The organism is Achromobacter insuavis, assembly GCF_902859645.1.
Taxonomy (GTDB): Bacteria; Pseudomonadota; Gammaproteobacteria; order Burkholderiales; family Burkholderiaceae_B; genus Achromobacter; species Achromobacter insuavis.
This window is the reverse complement of sequence record NZ_CADIJR010000056.1, coordinates 22132-41855: the sequence shown is the minus strand read 5'-3', so window position 1 is coordinate 41855 and position 19724 is coordinate 22132. Positions and strand designations below refer to the sequence as shown.

Here is a 19724-nt window from a genome sequence, read left to right as displayed (position 1 = left end):
AGCGCCAGGATGCCGGCCGGCAGGCCGGCGGCGACCGCGGCGGGAGACAGCGCGCTGGCGGCGCAGATGTCGCCAGCGCCCACGCCGTGGCCGCGATCCACCCCGGCGTCGGCGCCCGGGCCATTGGTTTCCAGCGCCACGGACCGCAGGCCCAGGCGCACGGCGGCGGCCTCGAAGTCCTGGCGCAGGCCGGCATCGCCGGCGGGCAGGCTCAGGAACAACGGCAGGTCGGCGTCGGCGACGGCCGGCGCGTCATCGGCGGCGAACGCGGCCGCCGCGTCCAGCAGCCGTTCGACATGGCGTCGCGGCAACCCTTCCGTCGTCAGCAGATGCAGCAGTTCGCCACGGCGGTCGAGTTGCGGATTGAGCATGGGCGGGCCGGCGTCGGCGTCAAGGCGCCGGCGGCTTGTCCAGGTAACGTTGCAGGATGACGGCGGCGGCCATCGCGTCGTCGGCCGCGTGGGTGCCCAGCAGGCGCTGGGCCTCCATGCTGGAGCCGCGCTCGTCGACCAGCTCCACCGCCACGCCGAAGCGGCCGTGCAGCTGGTTGGCGAAGCGGCGGCAGCGCGCGGTGGCGGGCTGTTCGCCGCCATCGGCGTCGAGCGCCAGGCCGACCACCACGCGATGCGGCTGCCATTCCCGCAGCAGCGCCTCGATGCGCGCGAAGCGCACGTCGCGCACCTCGCTGAAGATGATCTCCAGCGGCCGCGCGTGGCCCGTCAGCGTATTGCCGATGGCCACGCCGATTTTCTTCTCGCCGAAATCGAATGCCAGCAGGGTCTCTTCAGGCATGGCCCGCGTCGCCGGCCAGCATCACGGGATCGATGCCCAGCAGCTTGAGCGCCGCGGGGTAGCGATCCTCGGGCGGCACGTCGAAGATGATGTGGTCGTCGGCGCCGACCGACAGCCAGGCGTTCTGGCCCATTTCGCTTTCGAGCTGGCCGGCGCCCCAGCCGGCGTAGCCCAGCGTGACCAGCATGCGGGCGGGCCCGTTGCCGTCGGCCACCGCCTGCAGCACGTCGCGCGAGGTGGTCAGGGCCATGGCGCCGAGCTTGATGCTGGAGCTGTAGTCGCCCGCGGGCGCGTGCAGCACGAAACCGCGGTCGGTCTGCACCGGACCGCCGAAGAACACCAGCGTGTCCTTGACCGGACCGATCTCGAGCGACAGTTCGATGCGCTCGAACAACGTGCCCAGGGTCAGGTCGGTGGGCCGGTTGATGACCAAGCCCAATGCGCCGCGTTCGGTGTGCTCGCAGATATAGATGACCGAGCCGGCCAGGCTGCCTTCGACCATGCCCGGCATGGCGATCAGGAACTGGTTGGCGAAGTTGGCGGCCTGTTGCGTACTGGCCTCTTCGTGGTGTTTTTCCGTCATGGCAACCCCCTCTATGGGTAGTCAGATCGAACCGCCTTGGCGGAAGACGTCGGCGCTGCGCGTCAGATTTCCATCAGTTCGAAGTCCTCTTTGCGGGCGCCGCATTCAGGACAGACCCAGTTCGGCGGCACATCTTCCCAGCGGGTGCCGGGCGCGATGCCTTCGTCGGGCAGGCCGGCCTCTTCGTCGTAGACCCAGCCACAAATCAGACACATCCAAGTACGCATAGTTCTCTCTTACATCAATTCCCTGCCGTTGTCCCCGCGACGGGGCAAAGGCGGGAGGCATCCATTAGAATGGGGACAATCTTACCGAAACCCAATAGGGGTTCCCCTGATTCTCCGCAAATGAGTCCGGGCACCCTTACTCTAGCGCTGTCCACGTGGCCCCCGTTACTCCCCCTCTCGTTTTGGTCTTCGGTCCGCTCGATCCCTCGGGCGCCGACGGTTTGCCCGCGGACGCCGTGACCTGCGCCCGCCTCGGCTGTCATGGCCTGGCGGCCGTCACGGCGTTGACCGTGCAGGATACCGCCGGCATCGAAGAAATCCATCCCGTTTCACCCGACCTGCTGGACGACCAGGCGCGCTGCCTGCTCGAGGACATGTCCGTACAGGCCATCAAGGTGGGCGGACTATACACCGCCGAAACGGCAAGCGTCGCCGCGCAGGTTGCCGCGGATTACAGCCAGGTGCCGCTGGTGCTGCACCTGGGCCAGCGCGCCCAGGTGCCGGCCGACGCCGCCGACGAGGATGACGCCGACGACCTGCTGGCCGCCATCCTCGAACTGGTGCTGCCGCAGACCGACCTGCTGATCGTCGAGCACCTGCGGCTGGCCCAATGGCACGCCGACGGTGATATCGATATCGGGGACGCACCATCGCCGATGCACGCCCTGGTGGCCGCCGGCGCCGAATGGGTGCTGGTGCTGGGCAGCCCGCAGCGGCCCGGCCACCACGCCAACGTGCTGCTGGGCCCCAACGGCCAGACCACCACCCTGCCCTGGCAGGCGCCCCCGGACCGCAACGGCGACGCCGGCGGCCTGGCCGCCACCGCCATCACCGCCCTGCTGGCGCGCGGACTGGACATGCCCGAGGCCGTGCGCCAGGGCCTGGCCCACGCCGACGCGGCGGTCGCCGCCAGTTTCCTGCCGGGCATGGGCCGGCGCATTCCCAACCGGATCCAGCCGCAATGAAAGCCTTGCGATTCCCCGCCGGCCTGTATGGCGTCACCCCCGAATGGGACGACACCGAGCGCCTGATGCGCGCGGTGCGCCAGGCGGCCGAGGGCGGCATGCGCGCGCTGCAGCTGCGCCGCAAGGACGTGCCCGACGCGGTGCGCGCCGAGCAGGCGCGCGCCCTGGCGCCCCTATGCCGCGAGCTGGGCGTGGTGTTCCTCATCAATGATGACTGGCGCCTGGCGCTGGAAGTCGACGCCGACGGCGCCCACGTCGGCCGCGACGACGACAGCCTGGCCCGCATCCGCGCCGAAGCCGGCCCCGACCTGATCCTGGGCGGCTCCAGCTACGACGACCTGGGCCGCGCCCGCGAACTGCTGGACGCCGGCGCCGACTACATCGCCTTCGGCGCCATGTTCCCCTCGCGCGTCAAGCCCGACACCGTGCGCGCGCCGCTCTCGGTCCTGACCGAGGCCCGCGCGCTGGTCGAGGAACGCGATGCGCCGCGCCCCGCCGTGGTCGCCATCGGCGGCATCACGCCCGAGAACGTGGCGCTGGTGGCCGCCGCCGGCGCCGATTCGGTCGCCGTCATCACCGGCCTGTTCGAGGCGCCCGCGATCCGCGCCGCCGCCGCGGCCTGCGCCGCGCCCTACTCCATCAACCGCAACCTGAAGCCCTGACCGCCATGTCCCGTAACGCCCAGCTCTTCGAACGTGCCAGCCGCAGCATCCCCGGCGGCGTCAACTCGCCCGTGCGCGCCTTCCGCTCCGTGGGCGGCACGCCGCGCTTCATCAAGCGCGCGCAGGGTCCGTACGTCTGGGACGCGGAAGACAAGCAATACATCGACTACGTCGGCTCCTGGGGCCCGGCCATCCTGGGCCACTCGCATCCGGAAGTGGTGCGCGCGGTGCAGGAAGCGGCCGTCAACGGCCTGTCGTTCGGCGCCCCCACCGAGGCCGAGATCGAACTGGCCGAAGTGCTGATCGCGCGCCTGCCCTCGCTGGAACAGGTGCGCCTGGTCAGCTCCGGCACGGAAGCCACCATGACGGCCATCCGCCTGGCGCGCGGCGCCACCGGCCGCAACAAGATCGTCAAGTTCGAGGGCTGCTACCACGGCCATTCCGACAGCCTGCTGGTCAAGGCCGGCTCGGGCCTGCTGACCTTCGGCAACCCCAGCTCGGCCGGCGTGCCGCCCGAATTCGTCTCGCACACGCTGACCCTGGAATACAACAACCTGGACGCGGTGCGCGAAGCCTTCGCCCAGCACGGCGCCGACATCGCCTGCATCATCGTCGAGCCGATCGCCGGCAACATGAACCTGATCAAGCCGGCCGCCGGCTTCCTGGAAGGGCTGCGCGAGGTCTGCACGCAGCACGGCGCGCTGCTGATCTTCGACGAGGTCATGACCGGCTTCCGCGTCGGCCCGCAGGGCGTGCAGGGCCTGTCGGGCGTCAAGCCCGACCTGACCACGCTGGCCAAGGTGATCGGCGGCGGCATGCCGGTGGGCGCCTTCGGCGGCAGCGCCGAGATCATGAAGCACATCGCGCCGCTGGGCGGCGTCTACCAGGCGGGCACGCTGTCGGGCAACCCGGTGGCCGTGGCCGCCGGCCTGGCCACGCTGCGCCTGATCGCCGCCCCCGGTTTCTACGACAAGCTGGCGGCGCAGACCGCCAAGCTGGCCCAGGGCCTGCAGGAACGCGCCCGCGCCGCCGGCCTGCCGTTCTCGGCCGACTCGGTCGGCGGCATGTTCGGCCTGTACTTCAGCGACAAGGTGCCGGCCACGTTCGCCGAGGTCTCGGCCTGCGACACGGCGCGCTTCAACCGCTTCTTCCACGCCATGCTGGACCACGGCGTGCATTTCGCGCCGTCGGCCTTCGAAGCCGGCTTCGTCTCGGCCACCCACGACGACGCGGTCATCCAGGCCACGCTGGATATCGCCGAAAAGGTCTTCGCGACGATCTGAGCGCCGCGCGGGGTTGGGCCTTGCCCGCCGCGCGCCGACACGCCCTGGCGGCCCGACAAGGGCTTCCAGGGCGTTTTTGCATCGATCACTAGGGCGTCTTGTACTGCTGGTACAGCGCCGTGACGTTGCGCACGTACTGCTGGGTCTCGGCATAGGGCGGCACCGCGTCGTACTTGCGCACCGCGCCCTCGCCCGCGTTGTAGGCGGCCAGCGCCAGGTCCAGGCGGTTGGGGTATTGGTCGATCAGGCGGCGCAGCAGGCTCGACCCCGCCTTGACGTTGGTGGCCGGGTCGACCAGCGCCCGCTCGATGTCGTCCGAGACCAGCAGGGTGGCCGCCGTCGCCGGCATCAGCTGCATCAGGCCCAGCGCCCCCTTGGGCGAGCGCGCGTCGCTGCGAAAACCCGATTCCACCGCGATGACCGCGGTCAGCAAGGCCCGGTCCACCCCTGAATCCCTGGCCGCCTGCGCGATCAGTTCGTCATGCGCGGTCGATGGCGGCGCCGGGCCCCAGCCCGCGGCCCGGTCGCCCAGGGTCAGCAGGCTGGCGCCGTCGCCCGAGCGCGGCTCGCAGTCCAGGCAGACCTTGATGCGGTTGCCGCGCAGCGCGGTGCGGACCTGGGCCCGCTTGTAATACTTGGCGTAGCCGTTGGGCACCTTCATCGCGCGCCAGACGCCGAACGGATCTTTGTAACGGTAGATCTCGGTGGCGCGCGCGGCGTCCGTGGGCAGCAGCGCGCCGGCGGCCAGCATGGCCGCCACCGCCAGGCCGGCCAGGAACGTCCGCCCGGCGCGTGGCCGGGCGGGCGGAATGGGAGAGACTCGGAACATGGGGAAGGCGCTCCGGCGGCGTCCAGGGACGCGGAATCGAACGCCTATGCTGAGCCGACGCGCCGGCTTTGTCGCTCCTGCCTATGCCCTAGTACCCGGCCTGCGGGGCGCAGCAGGCCGTCCGTGGACGGCCCGCCTCGGGGTGGCTCGGGAAAATATGTCGCTGAAATAAGGGCCTGATCTACATCTTTTATCTTCATCCTCCCCGTACTACTACGCAGTAGCCCGGAGTTCCTGGGTTAACATATGTCGCAATATTTCGTTTAATTACTAAATGAATGGAACCCGGCGACAACTGCCGGGCGGGAGGCGGAGATGGGCGCAGACAACACGCTCCAGCTGGTGCTGGATGCCACTACCAACGTCCTGACGGCGATTTACTCGCCGCCACCTGCGCCGCAGACCGATGCCGCCCCGGTCGACGCTGCGGCTGACGGCGCCCCGGTCCAGGAGGCCGGTGCCCCGGATACCGAAACCGCCGACGCCACGCCGGCCGCGCCGGCCGCCGACCTGCCCAGCTGGGACACCCTCGCCGCCATGGCCACCGCCCAGGGGTGGTCGACCGAGGCGCTGGACAACCACGCCGTCATCGCCTTCATCGACCTGTGCCGCCACGCCACCGAACCCGTGCAGGTGCCGGTGGGCAAGCTGATCGACGGCTCGTTCGACCTGGAAGTGGATGCCGCCTGCATGTCGGCCCTGGTCACCCTGCATCCGCCCAAGGGCGGCAAGCCGGTGACGCTGCCCGTGCTGCGCCAGGCCATCGCCGACCAGGGCATCGTCCACGGCGTGCTGGAAAAGGAACTGGCCGAGGCCATCGAGCGCGGCGGCGCGCAGACCGTGCTGATCGCGCAGGGCACGCCGCCCACGCGCGGCACCCCCACCCGCTTCGAAAGCCTGCTGGACCGCCTGAAGCCGCGCGCCCAGGAAATCGACGAACTGGCGCAGATCGACTACCGCGACCTGGGCAGCCTGCTGCTGGTCACGCCCGGCATGCCGCTGATGCGCCGCATCCCGCCGCTGCCCGGCATCGATGGCTGCAACGTGCTGGGCCAGCCGGTGCTGCCCGACGAACTGCCGGACACGCCCTTCAACGCCGAGATGTCCGGCGTCGAGATCGACCCGGAAGACCCGAACCTGCTGCGCGCCGCCATCGCCGGTTCACCCAAGCTGATCCACCAGGGCGCGCAGGTCAATCCGGTGGTCGAGGTCGACGCGGTCGACCTGTCCACCGGCAACATCAATTTCCAGGGCTCGCTGCAGGTGCGCGGCGACATCAGCGCCACCATGGAAGTGCGCGTGACCGGCGACGTGGTCGTCAACGGCACCATGGAAGCCGCGCTGGTCGAGGCCGGCGGCAACGTCACGGTCAAGGGCGGCATCATCGGCATGGCCGAGGCGATGCAGGAAGGCACCAGCGAATCGGCCAACAACGCCGCCGCGCGCACCGCCCATATCGTCTGTGGCGGCGAAGTGCGCGCCCGCTTCATCGCCAACGCCATCATCAGCGCCGGCCAGAACGTGGAAGTGGAACGCGAGATCCGCCAGAGCAGCATCGCGGCGGGCGGCAGCGTCAACGTCGGCGCGCCCAACACCCAGCAGACCGCCATCACCGGCGGCCAGACCCGCGCCCTGCAATCGGTGCGCGCCGGCACCATCGGCTCGCCGGCCGGCGTGCCGACGCTGGTGCAGGCCGGGCTGGATCCGCATGCCGACATCAAGCGCTCGGCGCTGACGCGCAAGCGCCTGAAGATGAACGAGGAAAAGGCCAAGCTCGAACAGCTGCTGCTGTTCCTGCACGCCAACCCCGGCCGGGCCGCCGGCGACGTGGTCGAGCGCGCCCGCAACACCCACACCAAGCTGGGCCGCGACCTGATCGAGCTGGACGAGGAAGAGGCCCAGCTGATCCGCGACCTGCAGCCGCTGCATACCGCCACCATCATCGCGGCGCGGCGCTTCTGCGGCGGCGCCAAGATCCAGGTGGGCAACCGGATGCAGGAGTTCCTGGAAGACCAGGTGGGCGGCAAGGCCGGCCTGGAAGAAGGCGAGATCGTCATCCGCTGAGACTCGCGCGGCGGCCGGGGATGTACCGCCGCCGGCGCGGATGGCCCCTCCCGCCGCCAGGCGTCGATGGCGCGCCATCGACGCGCCGTCGGCAATCCGGGCGGGCCAAGCGCAGCGAACGCCGTGGGCGGCGGGCATGCCCGGCCCAGGCCGGGTCTACCGCCCGCTCAAGGCGCCAGCTGCTTGAACCACGCGCGCGGTGAAATGCCCCGGTCCGGTCCCAGGATCGAGAAGCCGCCATCCACCGGGATATCCACACCGGTCATCCACGACGCCGCGTCCGAGCAGGCGAAGCACACCGCCGCGGCGATCTCCTCGCCCGAACCGACCCGGCCCAGCGGATGGAAATGCGCGCCCACGGCGTCGGCGGCCTCGCGCGAGCCGCCCGCCAATTGTTCGACCGACGGCGACCAGGTCCAGGCCGGCGACACCGCCAGCACGCGGATGCCGGCCGGCGCCAGCTCCACCGCGAAGTTCTTGGTGATCTGCAGCAAGGCCGCCTTGGAAGCGGGATACAGCGCGCGCCCGGCCGCGCCGAACTTGCCGCCGGTGCTGCCCAGGTTGACCACCACCCCGCCGCGCGGCAGCAGCGGCGCCGCCATCTGCGTGAAGATCGCGGCCGACACCAGGTTGGTGTCGAGCGTCGCATGCCACTCCGCGCGGCTGGAGGCCAGGCCGCGGTCGTTGTACTGGCAGGCGTTGTTCACCAGGATATCGACCCGCCCGAAGCGCGCCAGCGCGGCGTTCAGGCAGTGGCGGATCTGGTCGTCCTGGCCGATGTCGGTTTCGTGGAACAGCGCCCGCTCGCCGATCTCGTCCGCCAGTGCCTGGCCGGCCTGGGCGTTGCGCCCCACCAGCACCACGTTGGCGCCGGCCGCCGCCAGCCCGCGCGCGATGTCCGCGCCCAGCCCCTGGGTGCTGCCGGTGACGATGGCGGTCTTGCCGGCCAAGCCGGGAAAGCCTGAGAAATCCATGAACAGTCCTTGATCAATGAGGCGCGGCGGCCCAGTGCATGGCCTGCGCCACCGAGCCGGTCTGCGCGATCAGCCGCATGCTGGCCAGCGACGCGTCGTGCACCGCCGGGTCCGCCGACGCGCAGGCGTCCTCGGCCACCATGACATTGAACCCGATATCGGCGGCGTGCCGCACGGTGCCCTCGACCACCGAATGCGTCGCCACGCCCGCCACCACCAGCCGGCGCGCGCCCAGTAGCCGCAGCGTTTCCTCCAGCGGCGTGCCGTAGAAGGCGCTGATGCGGGTGTGCTTGACCACGAATTCGCGCGGGCTGCCCGCCAGGGGCTGCAGCCCTTCATAGAAGGCGCTGCCCCATTGCCCCTCGGCGACCGCGCCGATGCTGGCGACGTTGCGGAAGATGTCGCAATTGGGCAGCAGGTCGGCGTAGTCCGGGCGGAAGGCGATGCGCACGTGCACGATCGGCAGGCCATGGCCGCGGGCGCTGTCCAGCAGCGCCGCCGCGCCATGCAGCACGCGCTGGCGCACCGCGCCGTCGGCATCCAGCCCGACGCGGATCTTGCCGTCGGGATGCAGCACGTCGTTCTGGTAGTGCAGCGCCAGCACCGCGGCGTCGGGCGCGCTCACACGAACACCTCGAACACGTCGTGGGCGTCGTCGCAGTTCACCAGGTCCACGCGCTTCATGCGGATGCGCCAGCCGTCGCCGTCGGCGGCCAGCTTGTGGGTGTAGCGGCCGGCCAGCTGGCGCGGCTGGCGCTTGCGCCATTCGGTCATCTGGAACGCCGAATGCACCACCAGGTTGCCGCCCGCGTCCACGCCCTCGACCTGCACCCCGCCCACCAGCCGCACGCTGCGCGTGGGCGGCTGCTGCGACCAGTTGCGCGGGTGTTCCAGCCGGCGGATGCGCACGTCGCGCAGCATGCGGTCTTCCCAGAACAGCGAAATGTGGTCGTAGGGGCTGGACTGGCCCGGCTCGCGCGGCATCCAGTACATGCCGTCGTCGGTCCACAGCGACTGCCAGTCGTCGTAGCGGCGCTCGTCCAGCAGCCGCGCCTCGCGGTACAGGAACTGGGCGATGCGGTGATAGGCCTCGGCCGGCACGTCGGCCGGCGCCAGGTCGGCGGTGGATACGTCGAATTCCAGGTCTAGCAGCATGCGCCTTCTCCTTGGCCGTGGGCGGGCGCCACGGGGCCGGCCTCCATGTAGTTCTTCCAGGCGCGGAACTGGTTGCGCATCGGCAGCTCGCTGGTGCCGTTGACCGACACCATGCCGTCGGCGTCGCTGCGGTCGGTGCCGTGGTAGCGGTGCATGCTGACCCATTCGCCGCCGCGGGTGGCGTTGCCTTCCTGGCAGCGGTTGTAGAGCTCGATGTCGTCCGGCATGACGTTGGACGACGGCGAGTTGATCACGTTGGCGTACAGCATGGCGCGCTTGAACACGCCGTCCGGCGCGCCCTTGCAGCGGAAGGTCTGGATCTCGATCAGCGTGCGGTCCACGGCGATGGGGCGGATTACGCGGAACTGCTGGAACACCGTGTGCGGCGAGCCGCTGCCGTAGATGACGGTGTTGTGGCGGTTCATGCCGAGGATCTCGCGGGCGCGGTCGGCGCCGTAGGCCGTGGTCAGCGCCTCGAAATGGGCGCGCGACACCGGATCGCGTTCGGCCGCGCCCGGGTTGAAGATGCCTTCCATGTAGCCGTGGCCGTTGTCGTAGGCGCGCAGCTCCAGCTTTTCCCAGAACTCGTAGGGCTCGCCGTTGCCGTCCATGATGTGCAGCTCGAACGGCATCTCGCCGATTTCCTTGGCCTCGTCGCGCGCGGCGGCAAAGGACGACTCGTGCGTCACGCGGGCATGCATGGTGTCATGCAGGTTCTCGTAGAACACCTTCCAGTTGGAACGCTGCATCACGCGGAAGATGCCGCCGGCCACCTCGACCTCGCCCACCGGCGAGCGGTCGCACAGGTTGTCGATCGACGAACGCACGCCGCCCAGGAATTCCTCCAGGCCCTGGCCGTCGCGGGCCTGGCTGGCGAAGACGAAGCCGCGATAGCTTTCCACGCGCGGCAGGCGCCGCATCGAGAAGCTGGGATCGGTCGGATCGTAGGAGGTGCCCTCCAGCCCCTGCTTGAGCGGCACGCCGAGATGGCTGCCGTCGAGCTTGAAGGTCCAGGCGTGGTACGGGCAGCGGAAGAACTTGCCGACACAGCCGTCGCCGTCCGCCACCACCTTCGCGCCCTTGTGCGGGCAGCGGTTGTAGAGCACGTGCACGCGGCCGTCGCTGGCGCGCACCATCAGCACGTCCTGGTCGCCCAGGCGCGTGGTGTGATAGTCGCCGGTCTTGGGCACCTGGCTTTCGTGGCCGACGTAGACCCAGGCGCGGCCATAGATGCGCTGCATCTCCAGCTCGAAGATCGCCGGGTCGGTGTACAGGGCGCGGTGCACGCTGTCGCCGCGCACCATTTCGCCCAATTGTTGATCGCTATACGGCATGGCGGTCTCCTACTTGTTCTCGCTGTCTTTCCAGCGCGCCATCAGGGTGTTGGAAGGCAGGGTCTCGTCCAGCAGCTTCCGCGCGGTCTCGCGGCCGGCCACCGGCAGGCCCTGGGGATCGAGCACGCCGATTTGCACCAGCACGCTGGCCTGGTCCCAGTAGATGTGTTCGTGGCAGAGCTTGTCGCCGCGGAACTTGACGATGGCCACCAGCGGAATCTCGACGTACTTGCCGGTAGGCGCGACGCCGGGCAGCAGCCAGTCGATCTCGGTGGTGTGGGTGAAGCAGAACAGCAGCTCGTCGACGATCTGCGTCGCGCCCACGGTGCGCGACAGCGGCACCAGCCGGGTGTCGGGCGGATTGCTGCTGACGAAGTGGTGCTGGTAGAAGCGCGACAGCTCGCGGTAGCCCACGCCGCCCGTCATGGTGGGGATGTGGTTGACGTAGGGCTCGGCCACCATCGTGGCCATGGTCGCGGCCACGTCGCGCGTGCCGAATTCGTATTCGCAGTGCTTGTCCCATAAGTACGAATAGTCGAACTGCGGACCGATTACGCGTTGCAGCGCGGCCATGCTGCGCTGGTGCGCCATCAGCGCCGACGGCTTGTCGTAGTGCGCGCCGCCGGTGCGGGCAAAGGCGTGGTCCATGCCGGGATAGACATACAGCTCGACGTTGGCCTTGCCGCCCAGCGCCTCCAGGATGCGCTGGCGCGCCGGCGGCGGACAGAAGCCGTCCTGCTCGGCGATGTGCAGCACCAGCCGGCCGCGCAGATTGGCGGCTTCTTCCAGGCTGTCCTCGATGCCCACGCCGTAGTAGCCGATGGCTACGTCGGCGTCGGTGCGGCAGGCGGCCAGGTAGGCCAGCTTGCCGCCCAGGCAATAGCCCAGCACGCCGGCGCCGCCCTGCTGCTCGGGCAGCGCGCGCAGCGCGGCCAGGGTCGCGGCGATGTCCTTGATGCCCAGGTCGACGTCAAAGCCCTGGTACAGCTCGAACGCGCGCGGCATGTCGGCCGGGCCGTCGGTCAGCTGGATGCCGGGCTGCTGGCGCCAGAACAGGTCCGGCGCCAGCACCACGTAGCCTTCCTCGGCCAGCGACTGCGCGGTGCGGCGCATGAAGTCGTTGATGCCGAAGATCTCCTGGCACAGCACCAGCCCCGGCCCGTGGCCCGCGGCGGGCACGGCCAGGTAGGCGCTGAATGATTGGCCGTCGTGCGAGGCGATGGTCACCTCGCGCGTCGTGATGGTTGCGGTCATGCGTCTCTCCTTGATGCGTGCGTCGCCTGCCTTACTTCATCTGGCAGGCGGCGGCGAACGGGTCGTGATACTGCGTCAGCACCGTGCCCGACAGCTTGTTGGCCAGCTTGCCGTCCGCGCCCTTGACGATGGTGCGCAGGTAGTAGTTCTGGATCGGGTACTGGTTGCGATTGAAGGTGAAGTCGCCGCGCACCGACTTGAAATCGGCGCGGCGCAGGGCCGGGCGCAGCGCGTCGGCGCCCAGCTTGCCGCCGGTCTGCCTGACCGCGCTGTCCAGCAGCATGGCGGCGTCGTAGCCTTGCGAGGCGTACAGCGTGGGCGTGCGGTTGTAGGTCTTCCTGAAGTCCTCGACGAACTTGCGGTTGGCCGGGTTGTCCAGGTCGGCCGCCCATTGCGACGAGTTGTGCAGGCCTTCGATCGGCGCGCCCACCGCGGCGATGGTGTCCTCGTCGCCCGAAAAGCCCGGCGCCAGCAGCGCGATCTCCTTGCCCAGGCCGGCGCCGTTGAACTGCTTGATGAAGTTCACGCCCATGCCGCCGGGCAGGAAGAAGAACACGGCGTCCGGCTTGCTGGCCCGCAGCCGCGTGATCTCGACGCCATAGTCGAGCTGGCCCAGCTGGGTGTAGATCTCTTCCGACAGCCCGCCCTTGTACAGGCGCTTGAAGCCGTTGAGCGATTCGCGCCCGCCCGGATAGTCGGGCGCGATCAGCGCCACCCGCTTGAAGCCCTGGTCGACGGCGTACTTGCCCATCGCGGCCGGGATGTCCTCGTTCTGCCAGGCCACCGCGAAGAAATTCGGATTGCAGCCGGCGCCGGCATAGTTCTCCGGCCCCGTATTGGTGCTGAGATAGATGGTGCCCGACTGCAGGATGGCCGGCATCACCGGCAGCAGCACGTTCGAGAACACGATGCCCGTCATCACGTCGACCTTGTCGCGCTTGAGCAGGCGCTCGACCGCCTGGCGCCCGGCATCGGCCTTCTGCTGGTCATCGGCCACCACCACCTCGGCCGGCAGCCCGCCCAGCTTGCCGCCGGTATGCTGCAGCGCGAGATTGAAGCCGTCGCGGATCTCGTTGCCCAGCGCCGCGCCCGGCCCCGACAGCGTGGTCAAGAGGCCGACCTTGATCTTGTCCGCGGCCGATGCGCCGGCCGCGGCCGTCATACAGCCCACCGAAACCAGCGTCGCCAGCGCGCGCCGGCCCCATAGCTTTCCATTCATGAGCCACCCCGTTCGTGTCCGCCGGCGCCGCCGGCGCGATGCTGACAGAATCCGTCTGCCGTCGGTACACCCAGCCACCGATGAAAACTGCCAGCTTACGCGCCGCGGCGCCGCCTTCCAACAACCCCCAGCTTAGGGCGGCCGGGCGCGCGGCTCTATCCGAATCGGCCCACGCCTATCCGGGATTCACTTAATTCCCAACGCTTGACGATTGCATTACGCTCGACGGCGATACGGGAGCGTTCCCGTCCCGGAGGCATCCATGCACGGCTGGTCCCGCATCGAGCTGGCGCCATTGCTCAAACGACGCGTCTTCAGTTCCACCCAGCCGGCCGAAACCCGCGAGCGCGTCTCCGAAGCGCTCAAGGAACACCGGCTGACCTGGAAGGGCGGCCGCGTCGACGCCGAGCTGAACCGCGCCCGCTTCGGCGCCCTGAGCGTCTGTACGCTGCGCTACGGCGCCGAAGTCCACATCGAACCCGACCGCCTGCAGGACTTCATGCTGGTGCAGGTGCCGCTGCGCGGCCGCGCCCGCATCGAATGCGGCACCGACTGCGTCGACGCCCACCCCGACTGCGCCGCCGTCATCGCCCCCAACCGCGCCCTGAAACTGCACTGGGAAGCCGGCTGCGAACAACTGCTGCTGAAGATCCCGCGCGGCAAGCTCGAAGCCATCGGCCACCGCATCTTCGGCGACGCCGCCGCCCGCCCCCTGGACTTCAGCCCCGCGCTACGCCTGGACACCCCCGTCGGCGCCGCCTGGCGCAGCATGATGACCAGCCTGATCCACCTGCTCCCCACCCTGGACGACGGCGCGCCGAGACCGCCCGCCGCCTGGCTGGAGCACCTGGAAGACACGCTCGTCCTGCACCTGCTCTACAACCAGCCCAACACCTGGCAACGCCACGCCGGCCTGGCCCCCGCCCTGCCGCGCCGCGTCGCCCAGGCCGAAGCCTACATGCGCGCCCACCTGGCCGCCCCCCTGACCCTCACCGACATCGCCCGCGGCGCCGGCGCCAGCCCCAGCGCCCTCACCCGCCTGTTCCAGCAACACCGCGAGACCACCCCCATGCAGGCGCTACGCGTCCTGCGCCTGGACGCCGCCCGCGAAAAGCTGCAGCAAGGCGCCTGCGAAAGCGTGACCGAGGTCGCCGTCTCCGTAGGCATCAGCCACCTGGGCCGCTTCTCCGAGTATTACCGCGACCGCTTCGGCGAACTCCCCCGCGAAACCTTCCAAGCCGCCAAATAGCCAGCCCCCTGGCGCCATGCGCCAACCCCGCAGCCACAGGCACAGAATCACTAACGTAGTTAAGCCACTACATATGTGATAAATCACCCCGCAAGCGCGCAGCGTCATCCGCCCCCGCAAGACACCAAGTAAGCTTCAAAAGGCCGCCCGCGCGGCCGCCTTGAAGCGGGCCCCGCAAATCGCTCTGAACCCGAGTTGCCGCCTGTCAGAACGCCAAGAAACACCCCCTCCCCAGCACCCGCCATTAATTCTTATCGTGAGCGGGTGACGGGGCAGGCGGGGGATGGCGGGGCGTGTAGATGCGCCCGAGGGAATCCGTAGGGAGCCGAAGGCGGACGAGGATGACAACGGGGCAGTCCGGAGCGAAGGCTCCGGACCGCAATCGTAGCCCCGCCATCCCCCGCCTGCCCCGTCACCCGCGGCTAAAGAACCCAACCCGACGCAAATACCCCGCCAGGCCGGCCCACCATCAAGCCGGCACCACCGCAGTAACCTCAATCTCCACCTTGGCCCGATCCTCCACCAGATCCGCCACCTCCACCGCCGTCATCGCCGGAAAATGCCTCCCGATCAACTCCCGGTAATGCTTCCCGATCTCCGGATAAGCCGCCACATAGGCATCCTTGTCCGTCACATACCACGTCATCCGAACGATATGCTCCGGCCTGGCCCCGCCCTCGGCGAGAATCGCCACGATATTGGCCAACGTCTGCCGCACCTGGTCGGCCAGGTCATCCGACTCGAACTGCTGCTGCCCGTTCCAGCCCACCTGCCCGCCCACGAACACCAGCTTGCTCCCCACCGTCATCTCGGTCAGGATCCCATTCGAATAGCCCCTCGGCGCCATCCAATCCGGCGGTTGCAGAATCTTCATAACGTCTCATCCTATTTTCAAAAAACAAACACCAGGGTGACCCCCGCCGAACTCATTCGGCGGCGACCAGATAATCCTGCATACGTTCACGCAGATCCGCCGGCAGCGGCATCGACTTCATCGTGCGCAGATCCACCGTCACGATCGTCAGCGTCGCCGACAGGCGCAACTGCCCGTCCGGGCCCTCGAACCGCACCAGCGCCTTGAACGACGCGCCGCCGATGCGCTGCACCTGCAGCGTCTGCCGCAGCTTCTCGTGCCAGCGGCTCGGCGCGCTGAAGTCGCACGTCACCGACGCCATCGGCGTGCCGATGTGGCGATCCACGTGCAGCGCGTGGAATGGCAAGCCCATGCCCTTGTCGAACCATTCCTCGACAAAGTCATTGATCATCTCGAAATAGCGAGGATAGAAAACGATGCCCGCCGGGTCACAATGACGGAAGCGGACCTCTACCTGACTGATGAATGGTGCTGCCATGGCATTTCCTTGATGCAAAATCACGCCATCTTGCGCAGCGCGAAACGCTGCAGCTTGCCCGTCTCGGTGCGCGGCAGCGCGGCGACGAACTCGATGGCGCGGGGGTACTTGTAGGGCGCGATATTGGCCTTGACGAACTGCTGCATCGCGGCCACCAGCGCCTCGCTCGGCTCGAAGCCGGGCTTGAGCACCACGAAAGCCTTGACCAGCTGGCCGCGCTCGTCATCGGCCGCGCCGACCACGCCGCATTCGGCCACGGCCTCGTGGCGCAGCAGCGCGTCCTCGACCTCCGGGCCGGCGATGTTGTAGCCGGCCGAGACGATCATGTCGTCATTGCGCGCCTGGTAGAACAGATAGCCGTCGTCGTCCTGCATGAACGTGTCGCCGGGCAGGTTCCAGCCCTTCTGCACGAAACGCAGCTGGCGCTCGTCGGCCAGGTAGCGACAGCCCGTCGGGCCCTTGATGGCCAGGCGGCCCACCGTGCCGTTGGGCACGGGGTTCATGTCGTCGTCCACGATCTGCGCGATATAGCCCGGCACCACGCGGCCGATGGCGCCGCGGCGCACCGACTCGGGCGGGCTGGAGACGAACACGTGGATCATTTCCGTGCCGCCGATGCCGTCGATCATCTCGATGCCGCTGGCCTCTTTCCACAGCTGGCGGGTGGCGTCGGGCAGGGCCTCGCCGGCCGACACGCTCTTCTTGAGCGAGGACAGGTCGAACTTGCCCACCAGCGCCGCCATCTGGCGGTAGAACGTGGGCGCGGTGAAGACGATGGTGGCGCGGAAGTCCTGGATCAGCTGCAACAGGCTTTCCGGCGTCAGGCGCTCGGCCAGCACGGTGCTGGCGCCGACCCGCAGCGGGAAGCACAGCAGGCCGCCCAGGCCGAAGGTGAACGCCAGCGGCGGCGTGCCGCAGAAAATGTCGTCCGGGCCCGGCTTGATGACGTGCTTGGGAAACAGGTCGCACATCGCCAGCACATCGCGATGGAAGTGCATGCAGCCCTTGGGCGCGCCGGTGGTGCCGCTGGTGAAGGCGATCAGGCAGACGTCGTCGGCGGCGGTGTCGCAGGCCGTGAAGTCGTCCGGCTTGGCCGCGGCCAGCGCGTCCAGCGCGTCGGGCGCGGTGTCGTTGAAATACACGATCTGCGCCAGCCCCGGGCAATGGTGCTCGTGATCCGGCTGGGCGCAGAACTGCGCCTCGTCCTTCAGGCGCACATCGCACAGCACCGCCTGGATCTGCGCCTTGTCGATGATCTGCTTGAGTTCCTTGGCGCGCAGCAGCGGCATGGTCGGCACTGTCACCAGGCCGGCCTTGATCGCGGCCAGCCAGGCGGCCGCCATCATCGGGTTGTTGGGGCCGCGCAGCAGCAGGCGGTTGCCCGGCACCAGCTTCATGTCCTCGACCAGCACGCGGGCGATGCGGTTGGTCAGCGCGGCCAGCTCGCGGTAGGTCATGGCGGCCGGCTTGCCGTCCTGCGCCCAGCGCAGCGCGACGCGCTCGCCATGGCCTCGCTCGACCATCGCGTCGACCAGTTCCACCGCGCAATTGAAGCGCTTGGGATAGGCCACGTCGGGACCGTCCAGCAGGAATTCTGGCCATTGTTCGCCCGGGGGCAGATTGTCCCGGGTGAAGGTGTCGATGTGGGCGGATACTTCCATGGAATTCCCCTTGCTGCTGCGGTGTGGTTGACTGTGCCGAAAGCGGAAGCTCGATGGCTTCTTCAGGCTTTCAGCAGTTCGCGGGCGATGATCAACTTCTGCACTTCGGTGGCGCCTTCGTAGATACGCAGCGCTCTGATTTCCCTGTAAAGCTTCTCCACCGGCATCCCCGACACCACGCCCGCGCCGCCGAACATCTGCAGCGCGCGGTCGATCACGGTCTGCGCCGATTCGGTGGCCGTCATCTTGGCCATGGCCGCTTCGCGCGTGGTGCGTTGTTTCTGCACGTCGCGCATCCACGCGGCGCGATAGGTCAGCAGCGCCGAGGCGTCGATGGCCGTGGCCATGTCGCCCAGCGCGGCCTGCGTCAGTTGCAGGTCGGCCAGGGTCTGGCCGAACATGCGGCGAGACTTGGCGCGCGCCAGGCCTTCGTCCAGCGCGCGGCGGGCAAAGCCCAGCGCGGCGGCGGCCACCGAGGCGCGGAAGATGTCCAGCGTCATCATGGCCAGCTTGAAGCCCTGCCCCGCTTCGCCCAGCCGCTGCGACGCCGGGATGCGGCAGTTGTCGAAGGTGATGGTGGCCAGCGGGTGCGGCGCGATCAGCTCGATGCGCTCCGAGATCTCGAAGCCCGGGGTGTCGGCATCCACCACGAAGGCGCTGATGCCGCGCGCGCCCGGCGCCTCGCCGGTGCGGGCGAACACGCAATAGAAGTCGGCGATGCCGCCGTTGGAAATCCAGGTCTTGGCGCCGTTGAGCACATAGTGGTCGCCCTCCAGCCGGGCCTCGCAGGCCAGCGCGGCCACGTCCGAGCCGGCATCCGGCTCCGACAGCGCGAAGGCGGCGATGGCCTCGCCGCTGGCCACGCGCGGCAGGTAGCGCTGGCGCAGCGCGTCCGAGCCCATCAGCGAGATCGCGCCGCTGCCCAGGCCCTGCATGGCGAAGGCGAAGTCCGCCAGGCCCTCGTGGCGCGCGAACGTTTCGCGCAGGATGCAGACCGCGCGCGAATCGACCTCTGGCAGCGCGCCGCCCCAGGCGCCGCCGGGGCCGCCGGCGACCGCGTAGCGCAGCCAGCCGGCCTGGCCCATGGCCTTGACCAGCTTGCGGCAGGCCGCGTCGGCATCGTGGTGGTCGACGTGGCCCAGGGCGCTTTCGCACCAGCCATCCACCTCATGCGCCAGTTTGCGATGGGCGTCGTCGAAGAACGGCCAGTCCAGCCAGCTTGCGTCGCGCATCATCAGTTCCCCTCGAAGACCGGCTTCTGTTTGGCCACGAAGGCCTCGTAGGCGCGATGGAAATCGCGCGTCTGCATGCAGATGGCCTGGGCCTCGGCTTCGGCCTCGATGGCCTCGTCCACGCCCATGTTCCATTCCTGGTGCAGCAGTTTCTTGGTCACGCCGTGCGCGAAGGTGGGGCCCGCGGCCAGCTGCGCGGCCAGTTTGGCCGCCGCGTCCATCAGGGCGTCCGACTCGTGCAGCGCGTTGAAGAAGCCCCAGCTGGCGCCCTCCTCGGCGGTCATGGCGCGGCCGGTGTACAGCAGTTCGGAGGCGCGACCCTGGCCGATCATGCGCGGCAGCAGCGTGCAGGCGCCCATGTCGGCCCCCGCCAGGCCCACCCGCGTGAACAGGAAGGCGGTGCGCGCGGCCGGCGTGCCCAGGCGCATGTCGGAAGCCAGCGCCACCATCGCGCCGGCCCCGGCGCAGACGCCGTCCACCGCCGCCACGATGGGCTGCGGGCAGGCGCGCATGGCCTTGACCAGGTCGCCCGTCATGCGGGTGAAGTCCAGCAGCTCGGGCATGCTCATCTTCGTCAGCGGCCCGATGATTTCATGCACGTCGCCGCCCGAGCAGAAGTTGCCGCCGGCGCCGGCCACCACCACCACCTTGATGTCGGTCGCGTACACCAGCGCGCGGAACAGGTCGCGCAGTTCGGCGTAGGAATCGAAGGTCAGCGGGTTCTTGCGCTCGGGGCGGTTGAGCGTGATGGTGGCGACCTTGCCGTCGGCCGACACCTGCCACAGGAACGTCCGCGCCTGGTAACCGGCCAGCGGGCGCTTGTGGTGCTTCATGGTGTGCTCTTCGGGCTGCGTGCTCATGGTGTCTCCGTTCTGGAATCGTGGGGTGG

At 69.1% G+C, this 19724-nt stretch carries 20 protein-coding genes and 1 pseudogene; 5 read left to right on the top strand and 16 right to left on the bottom strand.

The genetic code is table 11. The annotated features are described in order from the left end of the window. From H0523_RS32355 to H0523_RS23115, 4 genes and pseudogenes are all read right to left on the bottom strand, one after another. A pseudogene (locus H0523_RS32355) lies at positions 1-371 on the bottom strand (aspartate carbamoyltransferase); the annotation flags it as partial. A 19-nt stretch (positions 372-390) separates the two neighbouring features. Next, positions 391-792 carry a Holliday junction resolvase RuvX gene (gene ruvX / locus H0523_RS23125; RefSeq protein WP_054435651.1) on the bottom strand — a complete coding sequence of 134 codons (402 nt, stop codon included), beginning with the start codon at positions 790-792 and terminating at the stop codon, positions 391-393. Then, positions 785-1375, bottom strand: a complete 591-nt coding sequence (locus H0523_RS23120; RefSeq protein WP_054435648.1) for a YqgE/AlgH family protein — start codon at positions 1373-1375, stop codon at positions 785-787. The genes ruvX and H0523_RS23120 overlap by 8 nt, the downstream gene beginning before the upstream one ends. A 62-nt stretch (positions 1376-1437) precedes the next feature. Then, positions 1438-1602, bottom strand: a complete 165-nt coding sequence (locus H0523_RS23115) for a rubredoxin (protein WP_003814980.1) — start codon at positions 1600-1602, stop codon at positions 1438-1440. 155 nt (positions 1603-1757) lie between these two features. Between H0523_RS23115 and H0523_RS23110 the strand changes: the two genes are divergently transcribed. The 3 genes from H0523_RS23110 to hemL are packed head-to-tail and all read left to right on the top strand — an operon-like array spanning position 1758 to position 4512. Further along, positions 1758-2567: a bifunctional hydroxymethylpyrimidine kinase/phosphomethylpyrimidine kinase gene (locus H0523_RS23110; RefSeq protein WP_085943734.1), complete on the top strand. Its 810-nt coding sequence runs from the start codon at positions 1758-1760 to the stop codon at positions 2565-2567. Further along, positions 2564-3229: a thiamine phosphate synthase gene (gene thiE / locus H0523_RS23105; protein ID WP_054435646.1), complete on the top strand. Its 666-nt coding sequence runs from the start codon at positions 2564-2566 to the stop codon at positions 3227-3229. The genes H0523_RS23110 and thiE overlap by 4 nt, the downstream gene beginning before the upstream one ends. Positions 3230-3234: 5 nt before the next feature. Further along, complete coding sequence (hemL, locus tag H0523_RS23100; protein ID WP_054435621.1) at positions 3235-4512, top strand: glutamate-1-semialdehyde 2,1-aminomutase; 1278 nt, start codon at positions 3235-3237, stop codon at positions 4510-4512. An 88-nt stretch (positions 4513-4600) separates the two neighbouring features. On the opposite strand, the gene H0523_RS23095 is transcribed toward hemL, so the two are convergent. Next, complete coding sequence (locus H0523_RS23095) at positions 4601-5341, bottom strand: lytic transglycosylase domain-containing protein (protein ID WP_054435619.1); 741 nt, start codon at positions 5339-5341, stop codon at positions 4601-4603. Between the two features lie 315 nt (positions 5342-5656). On the opposite strand from H0523_RS23095, the gene H0523_RS23090 reads away from it, so the two are divergent. Further along, on the top strand, positions 5657-7405 hold the full coding sequence (locus H0523_RS23090) for a flagellar assembly protein A (protein ID WP_054461409.1): 1749 nt from the start codon (positions 5657-5659) through the stop codon (positions 7403-7405). 167 nt (positions 7406-7572) lie between these two features. Here the strand turns inward: H0523_RS23090 and H0523_RS23085 are convergent, their stop codons facing one another. Genes H0523_RS23085 through H0523_RS23060 form a run of 6 tightly spaced genes read right to left on the bottom strand, consistent with a single transcriptional unit; the run spans position 7573 to position 13341 of the window. Further along, the gene (locus H0523_RS23085) at positions 7573-8379 is read right to left on the bottom strand and encodes an SDR family oxidoreductase (RefSeq protein WP_054435615.1); all 807 of its coding nucleotides are present in this window, start codon (positions 8377-8379) and stop codon (positions 7573-7575) included. A 13-nt stretch (positions 8380-8392) separates the two neighbouring features. After that, a complete protein-coding gene (locus H0523_RS23080; RefSeq protein ID WP_054435613.1) occupies positions 8393-9004 on the bottom strand; it encodes a cysteine hydrolase family protein in 612 nt (203 codons plus the stop codon). Then, on the bottom strand, positions 9001-9534 hold the full coding sequence (locus tag H0523_RS23075) for an aromatic-ring-hydroxylating dioxygenase subunit beta (protein WP_054435611.1): 534 nt from the start codon (positions 9532-9534) through the stop codon (positions 9001-9003). The genes H0523_RS23080 and H0523_RS23075 overlap by 4 nt, the downstream gene beginning before the upstream one ends. Next, entirely contained in the window at positions 9525-10868 is a 1344-nt protein-coding gene (locus H0523_RS23070) for an aromatic ring-hydroxylating dioxygenase subunit alpha (protein WP_054435609.1), read from the bottom strand. The genes H0523_RS23075 and H0523_RS23070 overlap by 10 nt, the downstream gene beginning before the upstream one ends. Before the next feature lie 9 nt (positions 10869-10877). After that, positions 10878-12122: a dienelactone hydrolase family protein gene (locus H0523_RS23065; RefSeq protein ID WP_054435607.1), complete on the bottom strand. Its 1245-nt coding sequence runs from the start codon at positions 12120-12122 to the stop codon at positions 10878-10880. A 31-nt stretch (positions 12123-12153) separates the two neighbouring features. Further along, the gene (locus H0523_RS23060; RefSeq protein ID WP_054435605.1) at positions 12154-13341 is read right to left on the bottom strand and encodes an ABC transporter substrate-binding protein; all 1188 of its coding nucleotides are present in this window, start codon (positions 13339-13341) and stop codon (positions 12154-12156) included. 262 nt (positions 13342-13603) lie between these two features. On the opposite strand from H0523_RS23060, the gene H0523_RS23055 reads away from it, so the two are divergent. After that, complete coding sequence (locus tag H0523_RS23055) at positions 13604-14590, top strand: AraC family transcriptional regulator (protein WP_054435603.1); 987 nt, start codon at positions 13604-13606, stop codon at positions 14588-14590. A 469-nt stretch (positions 14591-15059) separates the two neighbouring features. Here the strand turns inward: H0523_RS23055 and H0523_RS23050 are convergent, their stop codons facing one another. The 5 genes from H0523_RS23050 to H0523_RS23030 all read right to left on the bottom strand — a co-directional run bounded on the left by H0523_RS23050 (position 15060) and on the right by H0523_RS23030 (position 19695). Continuing rightward, entirely contained in the window at positions 15060-15464 is a 405-nt protein-coding gene (locus tag H0523_RS23050) for a RidA family protein (protein WP_006388562.1), read from the bottom strand. A gap of 52 nt (positions 15465-15516) precedes the next feature. Beyond that, positions 15517-15942, bottom strand: coding sequence for an acyl-CoA thioesterase (locus H0523_RS23045; RefSeq protein WP_054435697.1), 426 nt, complete (start codon positions 15940-15942; stop codon positions 15517-15519). 20 nt (positions 15943-15962) lie between these two features. Continuing rightward, positions 15963-17603: an AMP-binding protein gene (locus tag H0523_RS23040; RefSeq protein WP_054435699.1), complete on the bottom strand. Its 1641-nt coding sequence runs from the start codon at positions 17601-17603 to the stop codon at positions 15963-15965. A 62-nt stretch (positions 17604-17665) separates the two neighbouring features. Then, positions 17666-18835: an acyl-CoA dehydrogenase family protein gene (locus H0523_RS23035; protein ID WP_054435701.1), complete on the bottom strand. Its 1170-nt coding sequence runs from the start codon at positions 18833-18835 to the stop codon at positions 17666-17668. A gap of 2 nt (positions 18836-18837) precedes the next feature. After that, on the bottom strand, positions 18838-19695 hold the full coding sequence (locus H0523_RS23030) for an enoyl-CoA hydratase family protein (protein WP_054435703.1): 858 nt from the start codon (positions 19693-19695) through the stop codon (positions 18838-18840). Positions 19696-19724: the final 29 nt, after the last annotated feature.

Bases quoted from the DNA above. Each gene is read 5' to 3' on its own strand.
- H0523_RS23090 (WP_054461409.1), top strand. From the start codon at position 5,657: ATGGGCGCAGACAACACGCTCCAGCTGGTGCTGGATGCCACTACCAAC.
- H0523_RS23055 (WP_054435603.1), top strand. From the start codon at position 13,604: ATGCACGGCTGGTCCCGCATCGAGCTGGCGCCATTGCTCAAACGACGC.
- H0523_RS23050 (WP_006388562.1), bottom strand. From the start codon at position 15,464: ATGAAGATTCTGCAACCGCCGGATTGGATGGCGCCGAGGGGCTATTCG.
- thiE (WP_054435646.1), top strand. From the start codon at position 2,564: ATGAAAGCCTTGCGATTCCCCGCCGGCCTGTATGGCGTCACCCCCGAA.
- H0523_RS23045 (WP_054435697.1), bottom strand. From the start codon at position 15,942: ATGGCAGCACCATTCATCAGTCAGGTAGAGGTCCGCTTCCGTCATTGT.
- H0523_RS23060 (WP_054435605.1), bottom strand. From the start codon at position 13,341: ATGAATGGAAAGCTATGGGGCCGGCGCGCGCTGGCGACGCTGGTTTCG.
- hemL (WP_054435621.1), top strand. From the start codon at position 3,235: ATGTCCCGTAACGCCCAGCTCTTCGAACGTGCCAGCCGCAGCATCCCC.
- ruvX (WP_054435651.1), bottom strand. From the start codon at position 792: ATGCCTGAAGAGACCCTGCTGGCATTCGATTTCGGCGAGAAGAAAATC.
- H0523_RS23070 (WP_054435609.1), bottom strand. From the start codon at position 10,868: ATGCCGTATAGCGATCAACAATTGGGCGAAATGGTGCGCGGCGACAGC.
- H0523_RS23115 (WP_003814980.1), bottom strand. From the start codon at position 1,602: ATGCGTACTTGGATGTGTCTGATTTGTGGCTGGGTCTACGACGAAGAG.
- H0523_RS23065 (WP_054435607.1), bottom strand. From the start codon at position 12,122: ATGACCGCAACCATCACGACGCGCGAGGTGACCATCGCCTCGCACGAC.
- H0523_RS23075 (WP_054435611.1), bottom strand. From the start codon at position 9,534: ATGCTGCTAGACCTGGAATTCGACGTATCCACCGCCGACCTGGCGCCG.
- H0523_RS23085 (WP_054435615.1), bottom strand. From the start codon at position 8,379: ATGGATTTCTCAGGCTTTCCCGGCTTGGCCGGCAAGACCGCCATCGTC.
- H0523_RS23040 (WP_054435699.1), bottom strand. From the start codon at position 17,603: ATGGAAGTATCCGCCCACATCGACACCTTCACCCGGGACAATCTGCCC.
- H0523_RS23120 (WP_054435648.1), bottom strand. From the start codon at position 1,375: ATGACGGAAAAACACCACGAAGAGGCCAGTACGCAACAGGCCGCCAAC.
- H0523_RS23035 (WP_054435701.1), bottom strand. From the start codon at position 18,835: ATGCGCGACGCAAGCTGGCTGGACTGGCCGTTCTTCGACGACGCCCAT.
- H0523_RS23030 (WP_054435703.1), bottom strand. From the start codon at position 19,695: ATGAGCACGCAGCCCGAAGAGCACACCATGAAGCACCACAAGCGCCCG.
- H0523_RS23095 (WP_054435619.1), bottom strand. From the start codon at position 5,341: ATGTTCCGAGTCTCTCCCATTCCGCCCGCCCGGCCACGCGCCGGGCGG.